This is a genomic window from Streptomyces sp. NPDC048566 (genome assembly GCF_043199735.1).
Taxonomy (GTDB): Bacteria; Actinomycetota; Actinomycetes; order Streptomycetales; family Streptomycetaceae; genus Streptomyces.
Map to the genome: position 1 here is coordinate 21,772 of NZ_JBICWL010000034.1, position 18,944 is coordinate 40,715.

17 protein-coding genes are annotated in these 18,944 nt (G+C 70.2%); 12 read left to right on the forward strand and 5 right to left on the reverse strand.

Features of this window, described 5'->3' with window-relative positions; all coding sequences use genetic code 11:
* Window positions 1–165: 165 nt before the first annotated feature.
* Window positions 166–1,074, forward strand: a complete 909-nt coding sequence (locus ACGFS9_RS30295; RefSeq protein ID WP_393257583.1) for a replication-relaxation family protein — start codon at window positions 166–168, stop codon at window positions 1,072–1,074.
* Between the two features lie 69 nt (window positions 1,075–1,143).
* On the opposite strand, the gene ACGFS9_RS30300 is transcribed toward ACGFS9_RS30295, so the two are convergent.
* A complete protein-coding gene (locus ACGFS9_RS30300; RefSeq protein ID WP_393257585.1) occupies window positions 1,144–1,275 on the reverse strand; it encodes a hypothetical protein in 132 nt (43 codons plus the stop codon).
* A 251-nt stretch (window positions 1,276–1,526) separates the two neighbouring features.
* Here ACGFS9_RS30300 and ACGFS9_RS30305 point away from each other — a divergent pair, with 251 nt between their 5' ends.
* Both ACGFS9_RS30305 and ACGFS9_RS30310 read left to right on the forward strand, forming a co-directional pair.
* On the forward strand, window positions 1,527–1,835 hold the full coding sequence (locus ACGFS9_RS30305) for a hypothetical protein (RefSeq protein ID WP_393257587.1): 309 nt from the start codon (window positions 1,527–1,529) through the stop codon (window positions 1,833–1,835).
* Window positions 1,836–1,893: 58 nt separating this feature from the next.
* On the forward strand, window positions 1,894–2,109 hold the full coding sequence (locus tag ACGFS9_RS30310) for a hypothetical protein (RefSeq protein ID WP_393257590.1): 216 nt from the start codon (window positions 1,894–1,896) through the stop codon (window positions 2,107–2,109).
* Window positions 2,110–2,289: 180 nt separating this feature from the next.
* On the opposite strand, the gene ACGFS9_RS30315 is transcribed toward ACGFS9_RS30310, so the two are convergent.
* A complete protein-coding gene (locus ACGFS9_RS30315) occupies window positions 2,290–3,735 on the reverse strand; it encodes a hypothetical protein (protein WP_393257592.1) in 1,446 nt (481 codons plus the stop codon).
* Window positions 3,732–5,144: a hypothetical protein gene (locus ACGFS9_RS30320; protein ID WP_393257594.1), complete on the reverse strand. Its 1,413-nt coding sequence runs from the start codon at window positions 5,142–5,144 to the stop codon at window positions 3,732–3,734. Before ACGFS9_RS30320 ends, ACGFS9_RS30315 begins: the two co-directional genes overlap by 4 nt.
* Window positions 5,145–5,776: 632 nt before the next feature.
* Between ACGFS9_RS30320 and ACGFS9_RS30325 the strand changes: the two genes are divergently transcribed.
* From ACGFS9_RS30325 to ACGFS9_RS30350, 6 genes are read left to right on the forward strand one after another with little or no spacing between them, the layout of a single operon-like run.
* Complete coding sequence (locus ACGFS9_RS30325; protein WP_393257596.1) at window positions 5,777–6,706, forward strand: conjugal transfer protein; 930 nt, start codon at window positions 5,777–5,779, stop codon at window positions 6,704–6,706.
* Window positions 6,703–7,041 (forward strand): hypothetical protein, encoded by a 339-nt coding sequence (locus ACGFS9_RS30330; protein WP_393257599.1) that lies wholly within the window; start codon window positions 6,703–6,705, stop codon window positions 7,039–7,041. Before ACGFS9_RS30325 ends, ACGFS9_RS30330 begins: the two co-directional genes overlap by 4 nt.
* Entirely contained in the window at window positions 7,038–7,595 is a 558-nt protein-coding gene (locus ACGFS9_RS30335) for a hypothetical protein (RefSeq protein ID WP_393257601.1), read from the forward strand. The genes ACGFS9_RS30330 and ACGFS9_RS30335 overlap by 4 nt, the downstream gene beginning before the upstream one ends.
* On the forward strand, window positions 7,592–10,246 hold the full coding sequence (locus tag ACGFS9_RS30340; RefSeq protein WP_393257603.1) for an ATP-binding protein: 2,655 nt from the start codon (window positions 7,592–7,594) through the stop codon (window positions 10,244–10,246). Before ACGFS9_RS30335 ends, ACGFS9_RS30340 begins: the two co-directional genes overlap by 4 nt.
* A gap of 3 nt (window positions 10,247–10,249) precedes the next feature.
* Window positions 10,250–12,979 carry a hypothetical protein gene (locus ACGFS9_RS30345; protein WP_393257606.1) on the forward strand — a complete coding sequence of 910 codons (2,730 nt, stop codon included), beginning with the start codon at window positions 10,250–10,252 and terminating at the stop codon, window positions 12,977–12,979.
* Between the two features lie 35 nt (window positions 12,980–13,014).
* Window positions 13,015–14,124 (forward strand): C40 family peptidase, encoded by a 1,110-nt coding sequence (locus ACGFS9_RS30350; RefSeq protein ID WP_393257608.1) that lies wholly within the window; start codon window positions 13,015–13,017, stop codon window positions 14,122–14,124.
* Window positions 14,125–14,204: 80 nt separating this feature from the next.
* Here ACGFS9_RS30350 and ACGFS9_RS30355 read toward each other — a convergent pair whose 3' ends face one another.
* Entirely contained in the window at window positions 14,205–14,384 is a 180-nt protein-coding gene (locus tag ACGFS9_RS30355; protein ID WP_393257611.1) for a hypothetical protein, read from the reverse strand.
* Between the two features lie 213 nt (window positions 14,385–14,597).
* Window positions 14,598–14,831: a hypothetical protein gene (locus ACGFS9_RS30360; protein ID WP_393257613.1), complete on the reverse strand. Its 234-nt coding sequence runs from the start codon at window positions 14,829–14,831 to the stop codon at window positions 14,598–14,600.
* A 392-nt stretch (window positions 14,832–15,223) separates the two neighbouring features.
* On the opposite strand from ACGFS9_RS30360, the gene ACGFS9_RS30365 reads away from it, so the two are divergent.
* From ACGFS9_RS30365 to ACGFS9_RS30375, 3 genes are read left to right on the forward strand one after another with little or no spacing between them, the layout of a single operon-like run.
* The gene (locus ACGFS9_RS30365) at window positions 15,224–15,622 is read left to right on the forward strand and encodes a hypothetical protein (RefSeq protein WP_393257616.1); all 399 of its coding nucleotides are present in this window, start codon (window positions 15,224–15,226) and stop codon (window positions 15,620–15,622) included.
* Window positions 15,598–18,219, forward strand: a complete 2,622-nt coding sequence (locus ACGFS9_RS30370) for an ATP/GTP-binding protein (protein WP_393257618.1) — start codon at window positions 15,598–15,600, stop codon at window positions 18,217–18,219. Before ACGFS9_RS30365 ends, ACGFS9_RS30370 begins: the two co-directional genes overlap by 25 nt.
* Entirely contained in the window at window positions 18,216–18,725 is a 510-nt protein-coding gene (locus ACGFS9_RS30375) for a hypothetical protein (protein ID WP_393257620.1), read from the forward strand. Before ACGFS9_RS30370 ends, ACGFS9_RS30375 begins: the two co-directional genes overlap by 4 nt.
* Window positions 18,726–18,944 lie beyond the last annotated feature (219 nt).

Genomic DNA, 18,944 nt, shown 5'->3' on the forward strand with positions numbered 1-18,944 from the left:
CCGAGACCAAAGCCCGTTTCGCATTCGTGACCGTGGTCGGGGCCCATGGTCGGGGATCTGGTCGGGGATCGCTGGTTCCCTCGTCAGCACCTGGTCCCCACCTGTGACTCACAGCCGGGCGGGCCATGCCTCAACAGGCCTCGATCCGCGTCGAAGGGATGCTGCGTGAACCGCCCCGAACAAAAAAGGTCCGCCCCGCCGCCGCATTCAGAGCCGCTGCGCCACCAGGCGCTGGCCGCGATCGCACAGCACCGCATCGCCACGTCCCACCACCTGCACCAGATGCTGTGCCCCCTGAGCACACGACAGGTCATGTCCCGGGTCCTGAGCAAGCTGCGCGCCGACGGCTTCATCGACTGGACGACACTGCCGGAGGCAGGAAGATCGCACACCAAGGCCTGGTACCTCACCCCGCACGGCGCCCGCCTGACCCGGGACCTGCCCGTCCTCCGGGGCCGACAGGCCTACCCCATCACCTCGGGCACCGCAGCCTCGCTGAAGACCTCCCACACGCTGGCTGTCGTGCGCGCGCACCTGGCCTTCGCGGCCGATGCCCGCCGACTGGGCCACGAGCACGGCCCCTGGGACTGGACACCGGAGGTCTCGCACGCAATCGGCGACGGCGAGCGGATCGTGGCCGACGCCCTCATGTACTACACAGCCGTCGACGGCGACGAGCGCCGCAAGCTGCGCGCCTTCGTCGAGGTCGACCGTACGACGATGAGCAGTGAGCGGCTGGCCGTGAAGCTGATCGAGTACGCCCGGCTGTTCCGGTACGAGGCGCAGCCGGTCGGCCGTCGCCGGCAGACGGTCTCTGCTGGTCCGTCGTGGTTGCGCTGGTACCCGGTCTTCCCGCGTGTGCTGTTCGTGCTGACTGGAGCCTCACGATCGCGACTGGACGATCGGGTGAGCGATCTGCAGGCGATGGTCACGCAGCATCCGCTCGTCGCCGCCTTCTCCCGCGAAGTACCGCTGGGGGCCGGCGTACTGGAGGACATCGAGGAGCAGGGGCCTGCTCAGGGCGTGTGGGTACCGTTGGGGGGCGGCACCACGCGTACGTGGACGGACCTGTGAGCTGCCACCGGCGGCCTCAGTTACGGATCGTGCGGGGTGCGCGGACCCCGCAGCAGTTGCGGCGAACAGTTACGTGTACGGGTGAACGTTGAGCCAGTTGTTCAACTTGGACGCTGGCTCGATCATGGGGGCGAGGCGGGCTTGCCCGGTCAGACCGGCGGCCGTGGAGAACCCCTTCTCCAGCTCGGCGAAGAGACTCATCGGCTCGGCGTAGGTGCCTTTCGGCGCCCCTGATTTCGCCATCAGTTTCTTGAGTGCCTGTCTGAGATCTCTGGAAAAGGGGCCCGTCGGTTACTAGATCATGACCAACCCAGAAAACTTCAGTAGTGTGAGGCACTGGCCGCACTTCTGTCCTATAGCGTCCCCATGCCGAGATCATCCGGCTCGATGCCGGTTGGCCGATGGAGTGAGACGGCCCGTGTGCCGGGCCACCTCACGAACTGGAGAACGCCTTGCCCAGATGGGCCATCCTGCGAGCTGCGGGCCAGTCGGAAGCCTTCACCTACGGCGTCTACCGTGAAGTCGAAGGAACCGAAGCTGAAGCTCTTGCCGTGATGCGGGGCCTCATCGACACCTTCGATGAGGCTAGAACCGAGAGAAAGCGGAAGCGGCAGACGCGGCAAGTCTTCCGGCTCTCCGAGCGCACCTACTTCGTCCGCGTCCAGTATCCGTGGGCCTCCGACGAGAGTGCCCAGTTCACGCTCGCCGAACTCATAGCGGACACCAGTTCCGACGATCTCCCGGATATTGTTGGAGGCTAGACCTCCTACGAGTCTGCCTCCTTAGCGTCTGGCTGAGATCCCGGCTGGTTGATGGTCCGTGGGCGCGTTCAGCCACAACAACTGTGGAGGCACGTGCGTTCGCGCGGGCCAGCGCCAGTTGAAGCACCTGCTGGAGGTCCTGCCCGAGCGGTACGCGTACGCCCAGGAGCGGGAGGAGGAACTGCGTCAACTGCTCGGCGACGTCAGCATCCTCCGTCGCCGCCGTGGCGGCGAGGGCCGGCCCCTCCCGCTGAGCCTGCTGCGCGAGGAATAGCCGGTGCTCAGCACGACGCCCCAGGCAGGTGGCCTGGGGCATCGCCGTTCACGGGTCAGGTGGGCCGCCCGCACGGCAGCTGATGAGCCGATGCAGCATGCGCCGCAGTTCTGCCCAGACGGCGCGCGATTCGTATCCGAACATGTCCGCTCCCCCTCACTGCGGCCGGGCTCATCTCCCTCAGGCGCGCCGGCTCACCAGCGGGAGCAGGAGGCTGTCCCCCGGCCAGAAGGGCTGCTCGGTCGCAATGCCGGTGAGGAACATGCCGACTTCGTCCAGGACCGCGGCGCGCTCCGAAGACCCGTAGACAACGAAGTCGTCGGCCGCGGCGTCATAGGCGCGGACGTGGCTGTGCGGGCCCGTGCAGACGAGGGCGCGCGCGATCTCGGGCAGGCCGAGGCTGAGGGCATCGCAGTCCCCGGAGCGTACGAGCTGCAGCAGGTCGGTGGTGACGCTCTCCCAGTCGCCGACAGTGGGCCAGTCAGCGCCGCCGTTCAGTTCGTGGGTGAGGGTGGCCAGCGGGACGATCTCGCCCGGCTGCCTTCCTTGGGTGAGCAGGTTGTGGATCCGGGAGCCGTCGGGCTGCAGCAGCCGCGGGTGGAGCAGGGTGTCGGCCGCGACGACGGTGGTGTTGATCTCCTGGGTTCCGGGGCCCGGGTAGTACGGTTCGTGCGCGAAGAGGAGATAGACATCCGGAGTGTGGTCGGCCTGTCCGGATTCGGGCTTGGGCATGAGAACGGTTCCCTTCAGAGGTGGAGCGGTCATGGGGCGAGGTGTCGACGGCGGGACGCTCGGTGAGTGCAGGCCGGGGGTCCGCCCAAGGTTGCGGGTCTGGTCCTCGTCGACGGTGGCGGCCTCGTGGGCGGTGCGCTCGATGATCTGGGCGACCTGGTGGGCGAGTTGCAGCATCAGCCGCTCGCGCGCGATGAGGCCGTCTGAAACGGCGCGGGTGACCGGGGCCTGGAGCAGACTGGCGGCGTCCCTCAGCAGGTTGTGACCGATCTCGGCAGAGCGGCGCAGTTCGTAGCGGTCGCTGCCGGCGGCGGCCTGGACGAGCAAGGTGTGCAGGGCGGCGAGGCGCTGCAGGTATCGGCAGGCATCGTCGCCTTCGACGATGTAGACGTGTTCGCGGGCCCGGCTGTCCAGCCGGTCGGGCAGGTGTTCGGCGAGCAGCGGGGCGAGGAGCATCGCCGGCAGGGCGACGTCGACGGGGACTGCGTGGCTCATGGCGAACAGGCCGGCGACCAGACTGACGAATGCGGCGGCCACGGTGGAGAACCGCAGGGACCCGGGGATCCTGTCCGGGGCGATGCGCTGGGCGGGGCGCCTGGTCAGCCAGCGCAGGGCAAGGCGCTGCGTACGCGTCGCGCCGGGAGTGAGCACCGCGATCCGATGGGGGATCTCGGGCAGGCTGCCGTCGCCGGGGACGGTCCAGGCGAGCCAGCCCCATGGGGTGCACTCGTGGACGAGCACCAGTTCGCAGGCGGCCGAGCAGGTGTGGTCGCGGACGTGGCCGGCCCGCAGGGCACGGGAGCGTTCTCTGTCCCACCGCCGCGGGTCGCGGGTGAAGGGGCGCTCGTGGTGCGCGGGCGCGGTCGGCGATGGTGTGTGGAGCGTGGCTGTCACGGGCTGATTCCTTCCAGGTAGTGGGCTGTCAGGGCGGAGGCGCACGTGGTGCATTGGCCGTCGCCGTCGGGGTGGGCGCGCCGCGGTGTGGGACCAGGGCAGGTGCGGCAGAGCGGCCAGCCGAGGCAGGCCGGGCAGAGGTCTTCGCCGGGCACGGTGGCGGGGACGCCGCAGCCGGCGCACTCGGTAAGGGCCCTGTAGGTCAGCGCCTCGGTCACCGTGCGGGCCGCGGTTGTCGCGCCACGGGCTTCGTGCGCGTCAGGCGGGGGCCAGGCGGGCGTGTAGTCGTGGTCGGCGACCGTGGCCGGGGGTGGGTAGGCCTGGGCCGCGCGCAGCCGGGCGGCCACGATCGCACCGATGGAGGTGCGGACCGGATGTGGCAGCGGCCGGTCGGTGATGAGGTGGCGTACCTGCTCGGCGCTCCAGCCCGCTTCGAGCATCACGGTGGCTACTCGGCCCTGGTCGGTGAGCGCCTTGCCGGTCAGGAGGAGCTCGGGACGGCTCGCGCCGAGCTCCAGCAGCAGCCGGATCCCCGGGTGCATCTCGTCCGGCACAAGGGCCGGCGCGGGGCGAGCGGCAGGCTCGTCGCGGCACGGACGGAGGGGGTTGGTGTTCTGCTTGTTGGTCTTCTTGAGGATGGTGTTCTTAGTGCCGGGGTCAGCCAACCCTGGCTGAGCCAATCCTGGATAACCCGACTCTGGGCGTGAGCTGGGGCTTTCCAGGGCCGGTAGGTCGGTGATGCAGTACACGGCGTGGCCGAGGGTGCCGTCGGTGTTGCGAGTGCGTTCGCGCAGCAGGAAGCCGTGCTCTTGGAGCTCTGTCAGACCGGTGGTCACGGCGTCGACGCGTTCGCGGCCGCGGCGGGCGAGCTGGGCGACGGTGAGCTGCCAGCCGTCCCGGTGGGTGCTGATGTTCCCGAACAGGCCCTTCGCCTTGAAAGAGAGGCGGGGGTCACGGAAGAGGCCGTTGGCGACCTGGGTGTACTGGTCGGCCGCCATCACGCCCCGGCGGATGCCGGCGTCGCCGAGCCCGGTCATGTCGTCTGCACCCGCATCGGGGGTCGGTGTCGGGGACCTGGTGAGCGGGAAATCCTGGACCGCGGGGCGGTCAGTGATGCTGTAGATGATCGGGCCGAGCGTGCCGTTGGGGCGCCGAACGCGGTCGCGGATCAGGTAGTTGTGGCTCTCCAGTTCCTTCAGTCCGGCCCGGACCGCGTCACGCCCGTCGGGGCCCACAGCGACCAGAGCGGCGACGGTCACCACCCAGCCGATCCGGTGCGTGCTGATGTAGCCGAAGAGGCCCTTCGCGCGGAAGGACAAGCGCGGGTCGCGGAACAGGCCGTTGGCGATCTGCGTGAACTGGTCGGCCGCCATCACGCCCCGGCAGATGCCAGCACCGACGCCGCTCACCGAACGGCCCCCAATCCTCGCCGCCGAGCGCGGCAGGAACGCACCCCAGTGCCGACCTGGGTCGGTCGGCGAGCGGTCTCCCGTGCGGTGTCGTAGGTGCGATTCATACCGTCAGCACACTCGGCAGACCCGACCAGGTCGGCGTCCATGAGACCCGACCATCGGTCACGATCCGGCAACTCCGACCGCTGCCTTCTGCTGTCGACTGTGGTCGGGTCACTGCTTCAGGAGTTGCGCAGCGGCCCTGCGCAAACGGCCACTTGTGCACTGCGCAGCGTCAAGGGGCACGGTGTAGACGCTGCGCAACTGGGCGCTGGATTGCGCGCAGGGGAGACCTCACGTTGCGCACCTCGCCAAACGCACGGTCCCGTATTGCGCAGTCCGGCGTCCCCTGGTGCTTGTCCGTGCTGGGGCGGGATCTCGATCGAGTCGCTGGCCGGGATGTTGCCGTCCGGAGGTTCAGGGGCGTGGTCGGGTCTGTGGTCGCCCCGGCCAGACCCGACCACAGACCCGACCACGGGATTCGTGTCCCCTTCGTGACCGTGGTCGGGGTCTGGTGGTCGATGGTCTGGTCGGGGCCGACCGGTTGGCTCAGGGTCAGCAATCACCCTTTCTGACCTGGGAGTTCGACCATGTCTATTGGCAAGCGGGCTTCGGGCGGCGGCGCTGCTCCGATGGCTGCGGGCGCGAGCCTGGAGGCGATGCGGCGGCGCGTGCGGCTCTCACGCCTCGCGGTCTGGACGGTCATCGCCGCCGGCCCGGCCGCCCTGGCCGTCGCCCTCGCCTCCACCCCGACCACGGTCGCGGCGGCGCCCGCCACCCCCACCGGCGTGCGCACTACTGCGGCGGTCACTGCCGACCCGGCAGGTTATGCGCAACTGTTCCTCAACACCTGGCTGCGCAGTACCGCGGACGACGACACGACTGCGCAGGCACGGCTTGCGCAGTCGCTGGCGCCGGACGTCGACCTTCCCGACCTGGCGCCCGGTGTGCAGTCGAAGCCTGCATCCGTAACGGCGGTGCGCAGTGCGCAGCGTGGGGGCGGCACGTGGTCGGTGACGGTCGCTGCGCAGTCGGCGGACGGCTCGGTGCGCTACTACGCGGTGCCGGTGGCAACAGGCCGTGCGGGTGCGGCGCTCACCGTCACTGGCGCGCCGTCGGTGGTGGCCGGGCCCGGCCGGGCCAAGGTCGCGGCGTCGCCGTACGGCGTGACGGTCCCGGACGGTGATCTGTCGTCCGCTGTCGGGGAGTTCCTCAACGCGTATCTGACGGGCGGCGGCGAGGTGAGCCGCTACCTGGCGCCCGGCGTCGCCCTCAGCGCGGTCGCTCCTGCCCCCTATACGGCGGTGAGCGTGGAGCGGGTTCTGGCGGTGGAGAAGGCGGCGGCCGCCGAGCAGATGCCGGGCGACGGCACCCGGATCCGGATCGCCGCGCGGGTTCAGGCGCAAGACGCGGCGGGGCGGTGGCCGCTGACGTACGAGCTCGTGATGCGGGCCCGCTCGGGCCGGTGGGAAGTCGCCGCCCTGGAGTCGGGGGCCGCGCAGGCCGGGGGTGAGCTGTGAACACGGTGCACAGCGTGCTGCTCGCCGGCCAGTTGGACGATCTCGGCAAGTCGTGGATCAGTATGTTCCAGGGCTGGGCGACCAAGGGTCTGCAGGCGGGTCTGGTCTGTCTCGTCGTCGTGATCATGATTCAGAAGTTCAGCCTCAAGGCCGGGATCGGCGCCCTGATGCTGATGATCATCGCGCTCGGTTTGTACAACTCGCGCGAGGACCTGGCGAACATGTTCGAGGACGAGGTGAAGAACCCCTCGAAAAGCGCCCCTACGTTTCCGGGCGTCGTCGAGCAGGTCGGCTCCGTCGCGCCTGTTGCCGTGGCATCGCGAGGGACTTTGTGAGCGCGGCCGAGGCGCGGGTGGGCCGGTTCTACACCTCCGCGCGCCGTCACCCGTGGGTGCTCGGGAAGGTCGCCGACTGGAAGATCCCGCTCGGGCCCTACACCCCGGCGCAGATCGCGGTCGCGGTCGGCGGCTGCTTCCTCCTCGTCAAGACCGTCAGCTGGTGGTCGTGGATGGGGCCCGTGCCGATCGCGGCTTGGCTGCTGGCCATCTGGATGGTCCGGCGGTCGAAGATCGGAGGCCGCGCGCCGATGCAGGCGGCTCTGGGATGGCTGCTGTTGGGCTGGCAGCCCCGCGGCGGCCGGATCGGCGGCCGCGCAGCACGCGACCGTTCCGCCCGCCCCGTCCTCGGCGGCTTCACCATCGAGGACGCACTCCCCCGCACCCCGGCAAGCCGGCCTGCACCGGCAGCCCGCGAGCTCAGCCGCCCCGCACGGCGCCGACGTGCACCGCGCGGACGGGCCGCCGCGGCCCGTCCGACCGTCCCTCGGGGGCCGGCGTCGGGCGTGCAGCAGTTACTCGCCCTCGCCGAGCGGAACGGAGGCACACTGTGAGGATCCCGGTCCGCCACATCGCCGGTCATCTGGTCTGGTCGACGCACGGCAGTGTGTGGGCCCTGTACCGGCTGCACCCCGGCCCGGACGCCGACGGGCGGCGCGAGGAGACCGTCCAGGGCACCCACATACCGGCCGCGGTCCGCGACGAACAACTGTCGAAGATCACTCACCTGGTGCGGTCGCTGTCCGGAGCGCCACGTCTGTACGGGCTGTGCGCGCAGGTCGATACCGGTGAGGTCGCGCTGCGCATGCTCGACGGTGTCGAGCCCGGCGACGGCCAGGAGAGCGGGCCGCATCCCTGGGTGGAGAACGTCGAGGCGACCCTGGACCTGCTGGACGGGCAGGAGATGCACCGCCGCACCCTGTGGCTGGCCGTCCCGCTGAAGACCGAGACGGCCGGCCTTCAGGTGTCCGCGTCCTTGGGCGCGATGTGGGCCGAGCTTGCCCCGCTGCTGGGCATCCGGCCCGCGCCGGTCGCCCGCCGTGAGGTCACCGCATACCGCGAGCAGGCATCCCAGGTCGAGGCGGCGCTCGCCGGCGGCATCGCGTTCCGTCCCGCCCGCCCGGCCGAGGTCGTGTGGATGCTCCAGCACGCCCTGCACCGGGGGATGCCGGAACCGCTGCTCACCGATGCTGAACGCAGCACCCTGTACGGCGGCCATCTGCGGGACGGGGTGCTGCACTCCCCCAGCTACGCCGACCTCGGACAGGTGCGCCTCCAGGAAGGCGGCATCGACTCGACCGTCGACGACGCGAAGGGGACAGGGCAGGTCACTCGCTCGGGCCGGAACGCTTGGTGGCGGCTCGACTCCGGTTCCCCGCTGCGGCGGCGCTGGCTCCAGGTCGAGTCCGACGCCGGCACCGGCTATCAGGCTCAATTGGCGCTCGCCGAGTGCCCGCCGACCGTGGGCCAGGCGGCCGCGGACCTGTTCGCCCAGCTGGAGTTGCTGGACTTCCCCGTCGACTACACCGTGGACCTCGCGCTCGTGCCGGCGGAGAAGGCCCGGGATCAGGTGCGGCGCAAGAAGAACGAACTCATCGATCAGGCCGACCAGTACGACGCCCGCCCCACTGGCATGCCCGCCTCCCTCAACGACGCGGCACGCGACCTGGGCGAGCTGGATGCTCGGCTGTCGCGGACGTCGGTCGAGGTCGAGGTGCAGTCCGTCACCGTGCTGACCGTGTGGGGGCCCACCGCGGGAGTCTGCGACGCGCGGGCCCGGGCGCTGACCGCGCTGCTCGGGGGCGCCGACTACCGGGCCGTGCGTCCGGCCGGCCTCCAGGAGGCCCTGTTCACGATGGGTCTTCCGGCGACCGCCCGGCCGGGTGTGGTGCGGGAGTTCACCCAGCACCAGGTCTCCGAGGACTGGGCCCTGTCGGGGGCGTTCACCACGGCGGATGTCGGTGACCCCAGCGGCATGTTCCTCGGCATCGACCTGGACTGCGGCACTACCCGCCCGGTGATGATCAACGTGGCGGATGCGCCGAAGCAGGATGCCTCGGCGTCGATGGGGATCGTCGGGGACCTCGGGGCGGGCAAGAGCGTCCTGGAGAAGCTGATCGCGGAGTCGGTGTGGGCGCGGGGCGGGTGCGCGATCTGTATCGACCGCACCCCGGTCCGCGAGTGGGCGACTTTCGCGCGCAGCGCCGCCAAGGGCCGCGTACAGATCATCGACGCCGCGCAGGCCGAAGTATCGATCGACCCGCTGCGCATGTTCACCGGCCCCGAGGGGCGCCACTACGCCCTGTCCTACCTCACCCTGCAGCTCGGGATCGGGCCGATGAGCACCAACGGGGAGGTCCTGCACCACGCCGTGGAACAGGCAGCAGCGAGCGAGGCGCCATCCATGCACCGTGTGCTGGAGGTCCTGGAGGAAATGGCCGGTCGCGAGACGGGCAAGCGTCAGGACGCGGCCGCCACCCTCGCCGGCCTCATCCGCGTGGTCGCCACCAACTCGCTGGCGGCGATGGTCTTCGACCCCGAACTGCCGCCGGTCCGGCTGGACGCGTCCAGCAGCTCCGACATGATCGTCATCACCACGACCGGGCTGAAGCTGCCGCCGAAGGCCGCGTTCGACAAGCCCGAAGTCCTCCACCAGCAGCCACTGGAGGCCCTGATCGGCCGGGCGGTCCTGTATCTGATCGCCGCGATCGCACGGCAGACCGCGTTCGAGGACCCCGAACGGTTCACCGCCGTGGTCCTGGACGAGCTGTACTGGCTCACCTCGTCGGCCGAAGGCACCGCCCTGGTCCACGAAATCCTCCACGACGGCCGCAAGCACGGCGCCGGTCTGCTCGCCGCGTCCCACGACGCGGCCGAGCTCGGGCCCGACCGCGGCCTGATGGCCTACCGGGCACTGGCCCGCACCGCAGACCGGGAACGCGCCCGCCGCGGCCTGGAGTTCGTCGGGCTCGACGCCGACGATCCCGAGCTCGTACGGCTGGTCACCACCGGACTGTCCCCGGTCGGGCAACGCGGCCGCGAGGGCGAGTTCCTGTTGACCTGCCCGCGGCAGAACACCGGCCGCGTCAAAGCCGTCATCCCCCGTATCGCCCGCATCACCTCGGCAATCACGACGACTCCCGGTCGTCGCGCAGAGCAGCTCACCGGCGCGAGCGCCCAGGCCGGCCCGAAGGAGGCCGGCTGAGTCATGGTGCGCCCAGACCGCAGTACCCTGCGCTCGGCCGGATTCGTCCTCCTGCTCACCACCGTTTTCGTCGTGGTGAACAGCCAGGTCGTCTACGCGGCCGACACCAGCAGCAGCGAGACCGGAGACCTGCTGGCCCCGTTGAACATCACCTCCTCGGAGGGGGTGCCGATCAACGGGTACGAGCTGAACGCCTCGGGCGGCTCCATCGTCGCGTTCAAGACGCAGGCCCTCGCCTTCGCCCTGTCCGGACTGTTCACGCTGATCCGGCTGCTGGTGGGACTGGCCGGGTGGGCGATCGAGCTCGCCTTCCGGTTCCCGCTGCTGAAGATCCTGACCCGGCCCGCGCAGAAGGTCTCCGACGTCTACAACAGCGTGGTCGTCGACACGCTCGGGCTCAAGGGTGTGCTGCTGGCGTGGGCGTTCGTGTTCGGCGCCTTCATGCTCGTGCGTGGCAAGGTCGGCCGCGGCCTGGGCGAGATCTTCCTGACGCTGCTGATCGCGGCGTTCGCGGCTTCCGCGTTCGTGCGCCCGGACTATCTCCTCTCCGCGGACGGGCCGCTCGGGCAGGGACAGCAGGTGGCCGCCGAGGTCGCGCAGCAGTCGGTGAACTCCTACGACTGGGGCGGCAAGCTCGCCAGTCGCGGGCCGTGCGATGGGTTGGCCGGCAACGCTGAGCTCAAGTGCCTGCAGCGTGAGGGCGAGGGACCGGTGTCGGCGGCTGAGGTAGCCCGTCCGATCCAGGACTCCATCACGAACGCGCTGGTCGTCAAGCCGTACATGCTGCTGCAGTACGGACGCATCCTCGACCCGGCGAAGGCTTCTGACACCAAGGCCTACGCGATCCACCTGAAGTGGGTCACCGGCGGCTACAAGGCGGGCGCGGTCAAGGACGACAAGGACGACCCGTGCGGCCTCGTTCACGGGTCGGCGAAGAAGTGGTGCGAGCGGGAGGAGGCCGGAGGGTCCGCGAGGGACTCGCTGCCCGACTTCACCCCCGGAGGGCAGCTCCTGGGCACTGCGAACCCGGTGGTCAGCGAAGAGGACCAGGAGTTCGCCGCAGTCCTCTCGGACCTGCAGAAGGCCGGGCCCGTCGGGAAGTCGTGCGCCGCGTACGCGGAGAAGCCCACCTGGTGGCGCGTCGGCGGCGCCGGACTGCTCATGGTCGCCGCACTGTTCATCTGCGGCATGCTCCTGTCGGCCGCGATCGTCCTGCTCGCCACGCAAGGGATCTGCGCTGCGGCCGCGGCGGTCGGCGGGATCACTTTCGTCGCCGCGATGCTGCCCGGCCCGCCGCGCCAGAGCGTGTGGAAGTGGCTGTCGGTGTGGGGGATCTCTGTCCTGACCCTGGTCGGGATCTGCGCGTTCATCCCGTTCTTCGGCATCGCCGTCGACGCCACCATCACCAACGGGCCCGACCTCATGGTGGAGCGGATCCTGCTGATCGACGTGCTGGCCATCGCCGGCGCGGCGGGGCACCGCCGCCTGCTGACCGGGATCACCTCGTTCGGACAGCGCATGGCGATGCGGATGCGGTACGCCAAGGTCGGCGGCACCCACATGCCCGGCGACACAGGCGAACTCGGCGCCGCCCTCGCTATGAACGTGCCGACGGGCATGAGCGGTTACGGCGGAGGCCTCCGGGCCTTCGCTGCCGGCGGGGGCGGCCGGTTCGGGCTGCTGGGGACCCGCGATCGTCTGATGGGCGCGCTCACCTCGTTCACCGACGGGGCCGGCATGCCCGTCGACACAGGCCAGGTCCTCGCCGATGCGACGGCGGAGGCCGGACGGGGTCTTGCTCCGCTCACCGCGGCGGCCGCCGTGGGTGGCCTGGGCGCCCGGCTCGGAGCGAAGGGCACCGGCTGGCTTCTGATCGGCAAACGCCCGAACGCCGAGCAGCTCGCCAGGTGGCGCAAGCCGACAGCCGGCGGGGACGAGGGTCCGGAGAACGGCGGCCCCACCGACGGAGGTCCTCTCGCTGGAGGCGGCATCGGTCCGCGCAGGCCCGGCGGGCCGCCCGACCGGTACCGCAACGAGGAGGGGCAGGTCATCGACGGCACGTCCGGCAGGGTGCTGCACGACCAGAACACGGACCGCACCCTGCTCTCCACTCGCGCCCACAACCGGCTGGTGCGCTTCCGCGGCTACCGCATCCTCAACCGGAGCGGGCGCGCCGTCTACGGGTCGACGGTCGGTCTGCCGGCCAGTGTGCGCCGGGCCGGGTCGGAGGGTTCTCAGCTGAAGCAAGACGCTCGCCAGCAGCGGGAGGTGTGGGGCAACACCGTCCGCGAGGACGTCCGCGCCTGGGGCGACACCGGGCGGCACGTCTCCCAGGTCCTGCGCACACGCACCGACGACAGCGGCGGCCCCGGCCCCTTCGCCAGCCGCCGCCTGCCGACCGCGACAGCCGGCGCCGGCGCCATCCGGTCGGTGAGGCGTACCGCTGCGGCCGCCTCCTCTGGCAGCGGCAGCTCCTCGACGGCGAGCGGTTCGGGTGCGGCAGCTGCGGCTCCGCAGTCGTTGGGAGTCGGGAGCGCGGTGCGGCCGCCGGTGAGCAGCCGGCGCCAGGGACCGGTGCTTCCCGGGATGGGTAGCGCCCGCAGTGCCACGCGGGAGGAGGCGAAGGTACGGATGCAGGAGTTGATGCGGCGCACCGCGCCCGAGGCCGAGCGGATTCGCCAACGGCGGGAGATGGAGCGGGCCCGCCGGCAGCGCAGGGATGACGACGAATGAGGCGGCGAGGGCGGCGGCTTCGCAGGTGGGGATGTGTGGTCGGCCTGCTGATGTTCGCGGCCGTGTGCTGTGCAGCACCGATATCGGGCGCCATCGGCGCCGTCACCGCCCTGCAGATCGCCGCCGACGACGGCGGAATCGCCGAGGGCGGCAGCGCGTCCGACATCCCGCCGCGCATGCTCACCGCCTACAAGGACGCGGCCTCGCTGGTGGGGAAGCATGTGCCGAAGTGCCGGGGCATGGCCTGGCCGGTCCTCGCCGGGATCGCCAAGGCGGAGTCCAACCACGCCGTCGGACACAGCATCTCCGCAGGCGGTGACATCCGCCCCCGGATCTACGGCGTTCTCCTCAACGGCTCCGGCGCCGGCGGCAACACCACGACCGTGCCGGACACCGACGGCGGGAAGTGGGACGGCACCGCGAACGGCGAACGGGCCGTCGGTCCCTTCCAGTTCCTGCCCTCAACGTGGGAGCACGTCGGCAAGGACGCGAACGGCGACGGCAGGGCCGACCCGCACAACGCCGACGACGCCGCCCTCGGAGCGGCCATCTACCTGTGCGGAAACGGCCGCGATCTCACACAGCGCTCCCAGCTGAGGGCAGCGATCCTGCAGTACAACCACTCAGGCACCTACGTGGACAACGTGCTGAGCTGGATCGACCAGTACACCGCGGCCGCCACGGGGCCGGACCTCGGCCACGTGACGGGGAAGGCCAAGGACGTCCTGGCCGCGGCGCTCTCCCAGCGCGGTGTCCCCTACTCGTGGGGCGGCGGCAACGCCAGCGGCGCGTCGTACGGGATCTGCTGCTCACCGAGTGGCAAGAGCGGCGCCTCCATCAAGGGCTTTGACTGCTCCGGACTGACCATCTACGCCTACGCCCACGTCGGCATCCGCCTCCCCCGCACAGCAGCCGCCCAGGCGGGCGTCGGACGGCGGATCCCCGCCAGTCTGGGCACCGGCGCACTCAAGGCCGGTGACCTCGTTTTCTACGCCTACTCTCCCGGCCGCGATGCGACGATCTACCACGTCGGCATGTACGTCGGCAGCGGCCAGATGATCAACGCTCCCCGCCCTGGTGCGGTGGTGCGCCTGGACGCCGTCGACGCCATGTCCGGCTACGCAGGAGGGACCCGTCTCCTATGAAGACCCTCGCGGACAGCGACTACGTGACCTCACCTAGCGAGCAGCCGACCGGCAGCGCGGTCGGGTTCGTCGCGCAACAGTCAGTCGGCGCGCCACCAGCCCTGGCCCGTGTGCCAGTCCTGCACCCACTCCAAGAAGCCGCCGGGCGGCGAAAGGACGGGTTCGCCGCCCGGAACCCAGACGTAGTGGCGATTCGTGACGTAGGGGGCCGCCCCGGCGTCGCTCAGAGTCCAGATCTGACCGCGCTGGGGGCCAGCCACCACAAGCGTCCAGAACGCTGCGGTGCAGTTGGGTCCAGGCTCGTCACGGCCCAGCAGCACCGAACCCCACTGGTAGGTCTGGTGCTGCAGCGGGGACTGGCGAGCGTCGTAGTCGTACTCCCACTGCGTGTCGTCCTTGAGGGGAAACGGGAGAGCGGGGCTGCGGGCGGCGGTGCCGTCGAACGGTTCGGGGCTGAGCCAGTCCTGCGGCTTCTATCCGACCCAGCTGGCCGGTGTCTCCCCCAGCGTGAGCAGACCGTGCTCTTCGGAGGGACCGACATCGACGCCGTTCGCGATCTCCGCGACGAAGGTGCGGTACGGCTCGGGGAGCACGACGCCATGCCGGTCTTCCCAGGACTGAAGCGCCCTCCAGCCCAGAGGCTGACGCCGAACCTCGGCAGGAAAGGCCGCGTTCAGGAGGGTTGTGGCCGAGGCCGTGTTGGTCATCGTCCTGTCATATCACCGGCTACCGACACTCCAAGTCCCAGCGAGTACAGGGCCGCACACCCTCGGTGCGCCGCGTGCGCAAGCGGCCAGATGCCCGTTTCACCCGGAACACTCATCCAGCCAGGTGGGCAGCCGCGATGACATCTTCCCCGCCGCGCTCACCGCGTCTGCTGCTCATCACCGCTCTGCTCCTGGCGCTAGTCGGCGTAGTCGTCCTGTCGATGCCCTCCGGGAGCGGCCCGACGCCGCTCGCGGCCTCGCCGACCCGGACCATGGCCGTCGCGACCCCATCCCTGTCCCGACAGCCTAGTTCGGCCAGTGTGAGCCGGCATTCTTCCCGCGCGAGCTCCTCATCCGCCACACAACCGCGGGAGCCGGCCACCACGGCGGCGGTGCCTCCCCACGGCGAGGGCCCCACCGGTGACCAGGCCGTTCAGCAAGCACTGGAGACGGCATGGCCCGCCGACCTCTCCCCCGTCGACGAGCAGCAGCTACGTGTGCTGGGCATCTCCTTGCTGCGCGCGGATGCCACCGGTGTCGGCCGGGCGAGATGGCCCCGTCTCTTCGACAGCGCAGAGCAGGCGATCGCCCCGGCGTTCGCGACGGCCCGGTTCCGTGTCCAGGCCGTCATCGCACGCCGAGACGGGCCGGCCGACCAGGCGGTGCTGCACCTGGTGTGGGCGGGCCTCGACCGCGGCGGCACCTACACCGACGGCCGCATCAGCGACTGGTACTTCACCCGCACGACGAGAGAAGGAGGTCCCACGTGGATCCCACGACCCCGTACCTGACCGCAGCCGACACCACGGCGGCCGCGCAGGTGCTCGGCATGGTCACCGATCTAGTCGACGCCGTGGCATGGCTCTATGACCACTGGTACCTGCTGGCCGTCGTCATCGGTGCCGGGTGGGCGGCCAGCCAGCACGTGGTGCGGCGCCTGGCCGCCAAGGCATCGGAGGAACGGATGGCGCTGGAACTGGTGCCCAATCGGCACTTCGAGCCGAGTCTGGAGGAGATCTTCCGCCGCGGCGTGCAACTGTCCCGTGCGTCCACGGCCATGCCCTGGTGGGCCCCCCGCCGTTCCAAGACGGTGCAGATCCGGATGCGAGCGGACGGCTCCAGCCCGCTGCGCTATCGCATCGAGGGACCCGCGGGCGGTCAACGTCTGCTGTCGATCGACCCGTTCGGGCCGGACGTCACCGTTACCAGAGGCCTGCCGACCACCGACAAGCCGCGCCAACACACGGTGCGGGCCGAGTTCATCCTCCGCGGGAAGCCCACCGCGCCCCTGCGCGAGGTGCCCCTGATCCCCGACCCGCTCCAGCCCCTCATCGACGCCGTGGCGGACCTACGGGGCGATCTCGGCGATCTCGCCGAGATCAGGCTGGACATCCAGCGCGCCCCCAAGTGGGCTTTGAAGGCCCGGCGGCTGCATCTGATGAGCGCCGCCCGCCGCTCCGAGCACAGGGAAGCACGGCGGGCGGCTCGCTGGCTGCGGCAGGACGCTGCCGGTATCGACGACTCGCTCAGTTGGCACCTGCAAGAACTCCTCAGCAGCAAGCCCCGCGGGAGCGGCTCCGGTCGCCGCCTGGTCATGCCGCCGGTCCCCCGCCGCGTCGAGCCGGCCCAGGCGCTGGGGAAACTCGCCGACGACGACCACCTCGTCCGCGTGCAGCTCCTCGTGATGTGCGCCTCGAACATCGAAGGGCGGGCCCAGGCGCGTCTCTCCCAGCTTCAGGCCGCGTTCGACGTGTTCGGCGGCCGCTCCCGGTGGGCGATGCGCGGATGGCGGCTCGGGCCGTGGCGTGTGGGGGCCGACCACTGGCCCACCCGCAAGGGCTTCGAGCGCCGCTGGGACCTCGGGCACTGCCAGCCGCCGCGGGCGAACTGGGTGCGGCTGGAGGAACTGACCGGCCTGCTCAAGCCGCCAACCGTGCACTGCCGTCTCCCCGTGCTGGCCAGTGATCTGCCGACGTTCGAGTTCGGCAACCCGGACCTGCTCCTGCAGGGCATCTACCAAGGCCCCGACGGGCGACACCGGGTGGTGGCCACCTACGCTGAGGAGACGCTGTTCGAGGTCGGAGTGGGCAAGGCGGGCGGCGGCAAGACTGAGCGTGCTCTCGCGCAGGCTATCGGCTGGGCCCACGCCGGTGGCGGCCTCCTGTTCCTCGACCCGCACCGGGACTCCTGGCCGCGGGCCGTGCCCTTCCTCGCGCACGAGGCGCTGATGGAGCGCATCGCGCTGATCGATCTCAACGGACTGGGGCCGACTCCCCGGGTAAGTTCGTGGAATCCGCTCGGCATGCACAACGGACAGGCGGCGCACGAGGTCGTCGAGGCGATCACCGACGCGTATGCGTCCGCGCTGGGCTGGGACGACGAGAGCGCTCCCCGCGCCATCACCATCCTGACCTGCGCGCTGGCCGTCCTGGTCGCCGTCAACGAGACCGCCTGCCAGGCTGGCCGCGTCCAGGACCAAGCGACGATTTTCCAGGTGCGGGCCTTGCTGACCGATGCCACGTTCCGCCGAGCGGCGCTTCTGGCTGTGGCCGGCCAGCTGGATGAGGAGACGCGCTCTTGGTGGGACGTAGTCTTCCCAACCCTGCCTCCGGATGCCTTCGCCGTGGTCCTCAACCCCATCGCCCGCCTGTCGTCGAACCCCGTCACCAGGGCGTTCCTCGGCCAGCCGGTCGGCGCGTACAACATTCGTGCCGCGATGGACTCACGCATGATCGTGTGGGTGTGCCCAGGCGGCAGCGGTCCCACCGACCGGCTGATCACTGCCCTGCTCGCACGGGATCTGTTACGCGCGGTGCGTTCACGCCGGGACACCCCGGACGTCCAACGGGTGCCATTCCGAACGTACTTCGACGAGCTGATCACGCTGACGGGAGCCGCACCCGAGACCATCGCCGCCATGTTCGAGGACTTCCGCAAGTACCGCTGCCAGGTCCACGGCATGACACAGCTCCTCACCCGCCTGCCCTCGGCAGTCCGCCTATCGCTCATGCAGAACGCATCCACATTGGCCACCACCGCGGGATCAACCTCCGCGATCGCACCGATCACCGCGGAGTGGGGCGGCACTCCCAGCGCGGAGCGGGTTGCCACCATGGAGCGCTTCCACCACTACGTCTCTCTGAGCGTGCACGGTCACCGTGTAGGACCGGTACGGCTGCGTGGGCCCCACCTCGACACTGTCTTCGCGGCCTACGCCCGTCCCCGGCAGGTGCCCGATCTGGAGAAGGCTGCCCTCGCCACAGCCGCTGTCTGCTCACTCACGAAACTGACCGAACACGCGGCTGCACAGTTTGGACGGGTCGGCGCCTTCATCACGGAGTACGCCCCTGCCCAATTCCCGCTCTCCAAGGAGAAGGGGTACCAGTGACCATCGCCCAGACACCACACGACGACCGGTCCGCGCCGAGTCCTGTCGAATACGTTGCTCGGCGCGGCATGGCGCCGACCGCCCAGCTGTATGAAGTGCTGCGCACCCACCGCAGCCGGCAGTCGATGTCACGGCAGCTCGACACTCTGCGCCGAGAGAACCTCGCCGTTCCGCCCTCGCCCCACCGCTCCCGCGTAAGGTGCGTCACTCCGACGACAGCCCAGCCAACCCGGGGCTGGTCAGCGCTGCATGACCAGCCGTCCCACCCGATCGTCTCGGGCGCCGCAGCGTCGCTGAAGGCCCTGCACACCCTCACCGCGTTCCGGCAGACTCGGAGTCTGTCGAGAAGGCCGCCCACCGCGACGACCACACCGCCGCCAACGGCGAGCATCGTCAACTCCATTGCACTTGGGGTGTTCGTCGAAGTCGACGGCCTGAGCATGGGGCGCGGCGAGCTACCAGGCCGCACCGCTATCCGGTCTCCCCGCGCATCCTGCTGGCTCTGACCGTCACGAGCGAGACGACTTTGCGCAACCGGAGCAACGGCCCTGTCCGCCACTGTTACCAACACGCTCTGGTCATCGACGGGCAACGTGTACGCAAACAAAAACCGTAAAGCCTTAGAACCACATATCGACTTACCGGACCGGATGTGACCAGAAACGTACTGAGATGCGCAAGTGAACTCGCATATCCGGCTGAGAAGTTGACTGGCATATGCGTAA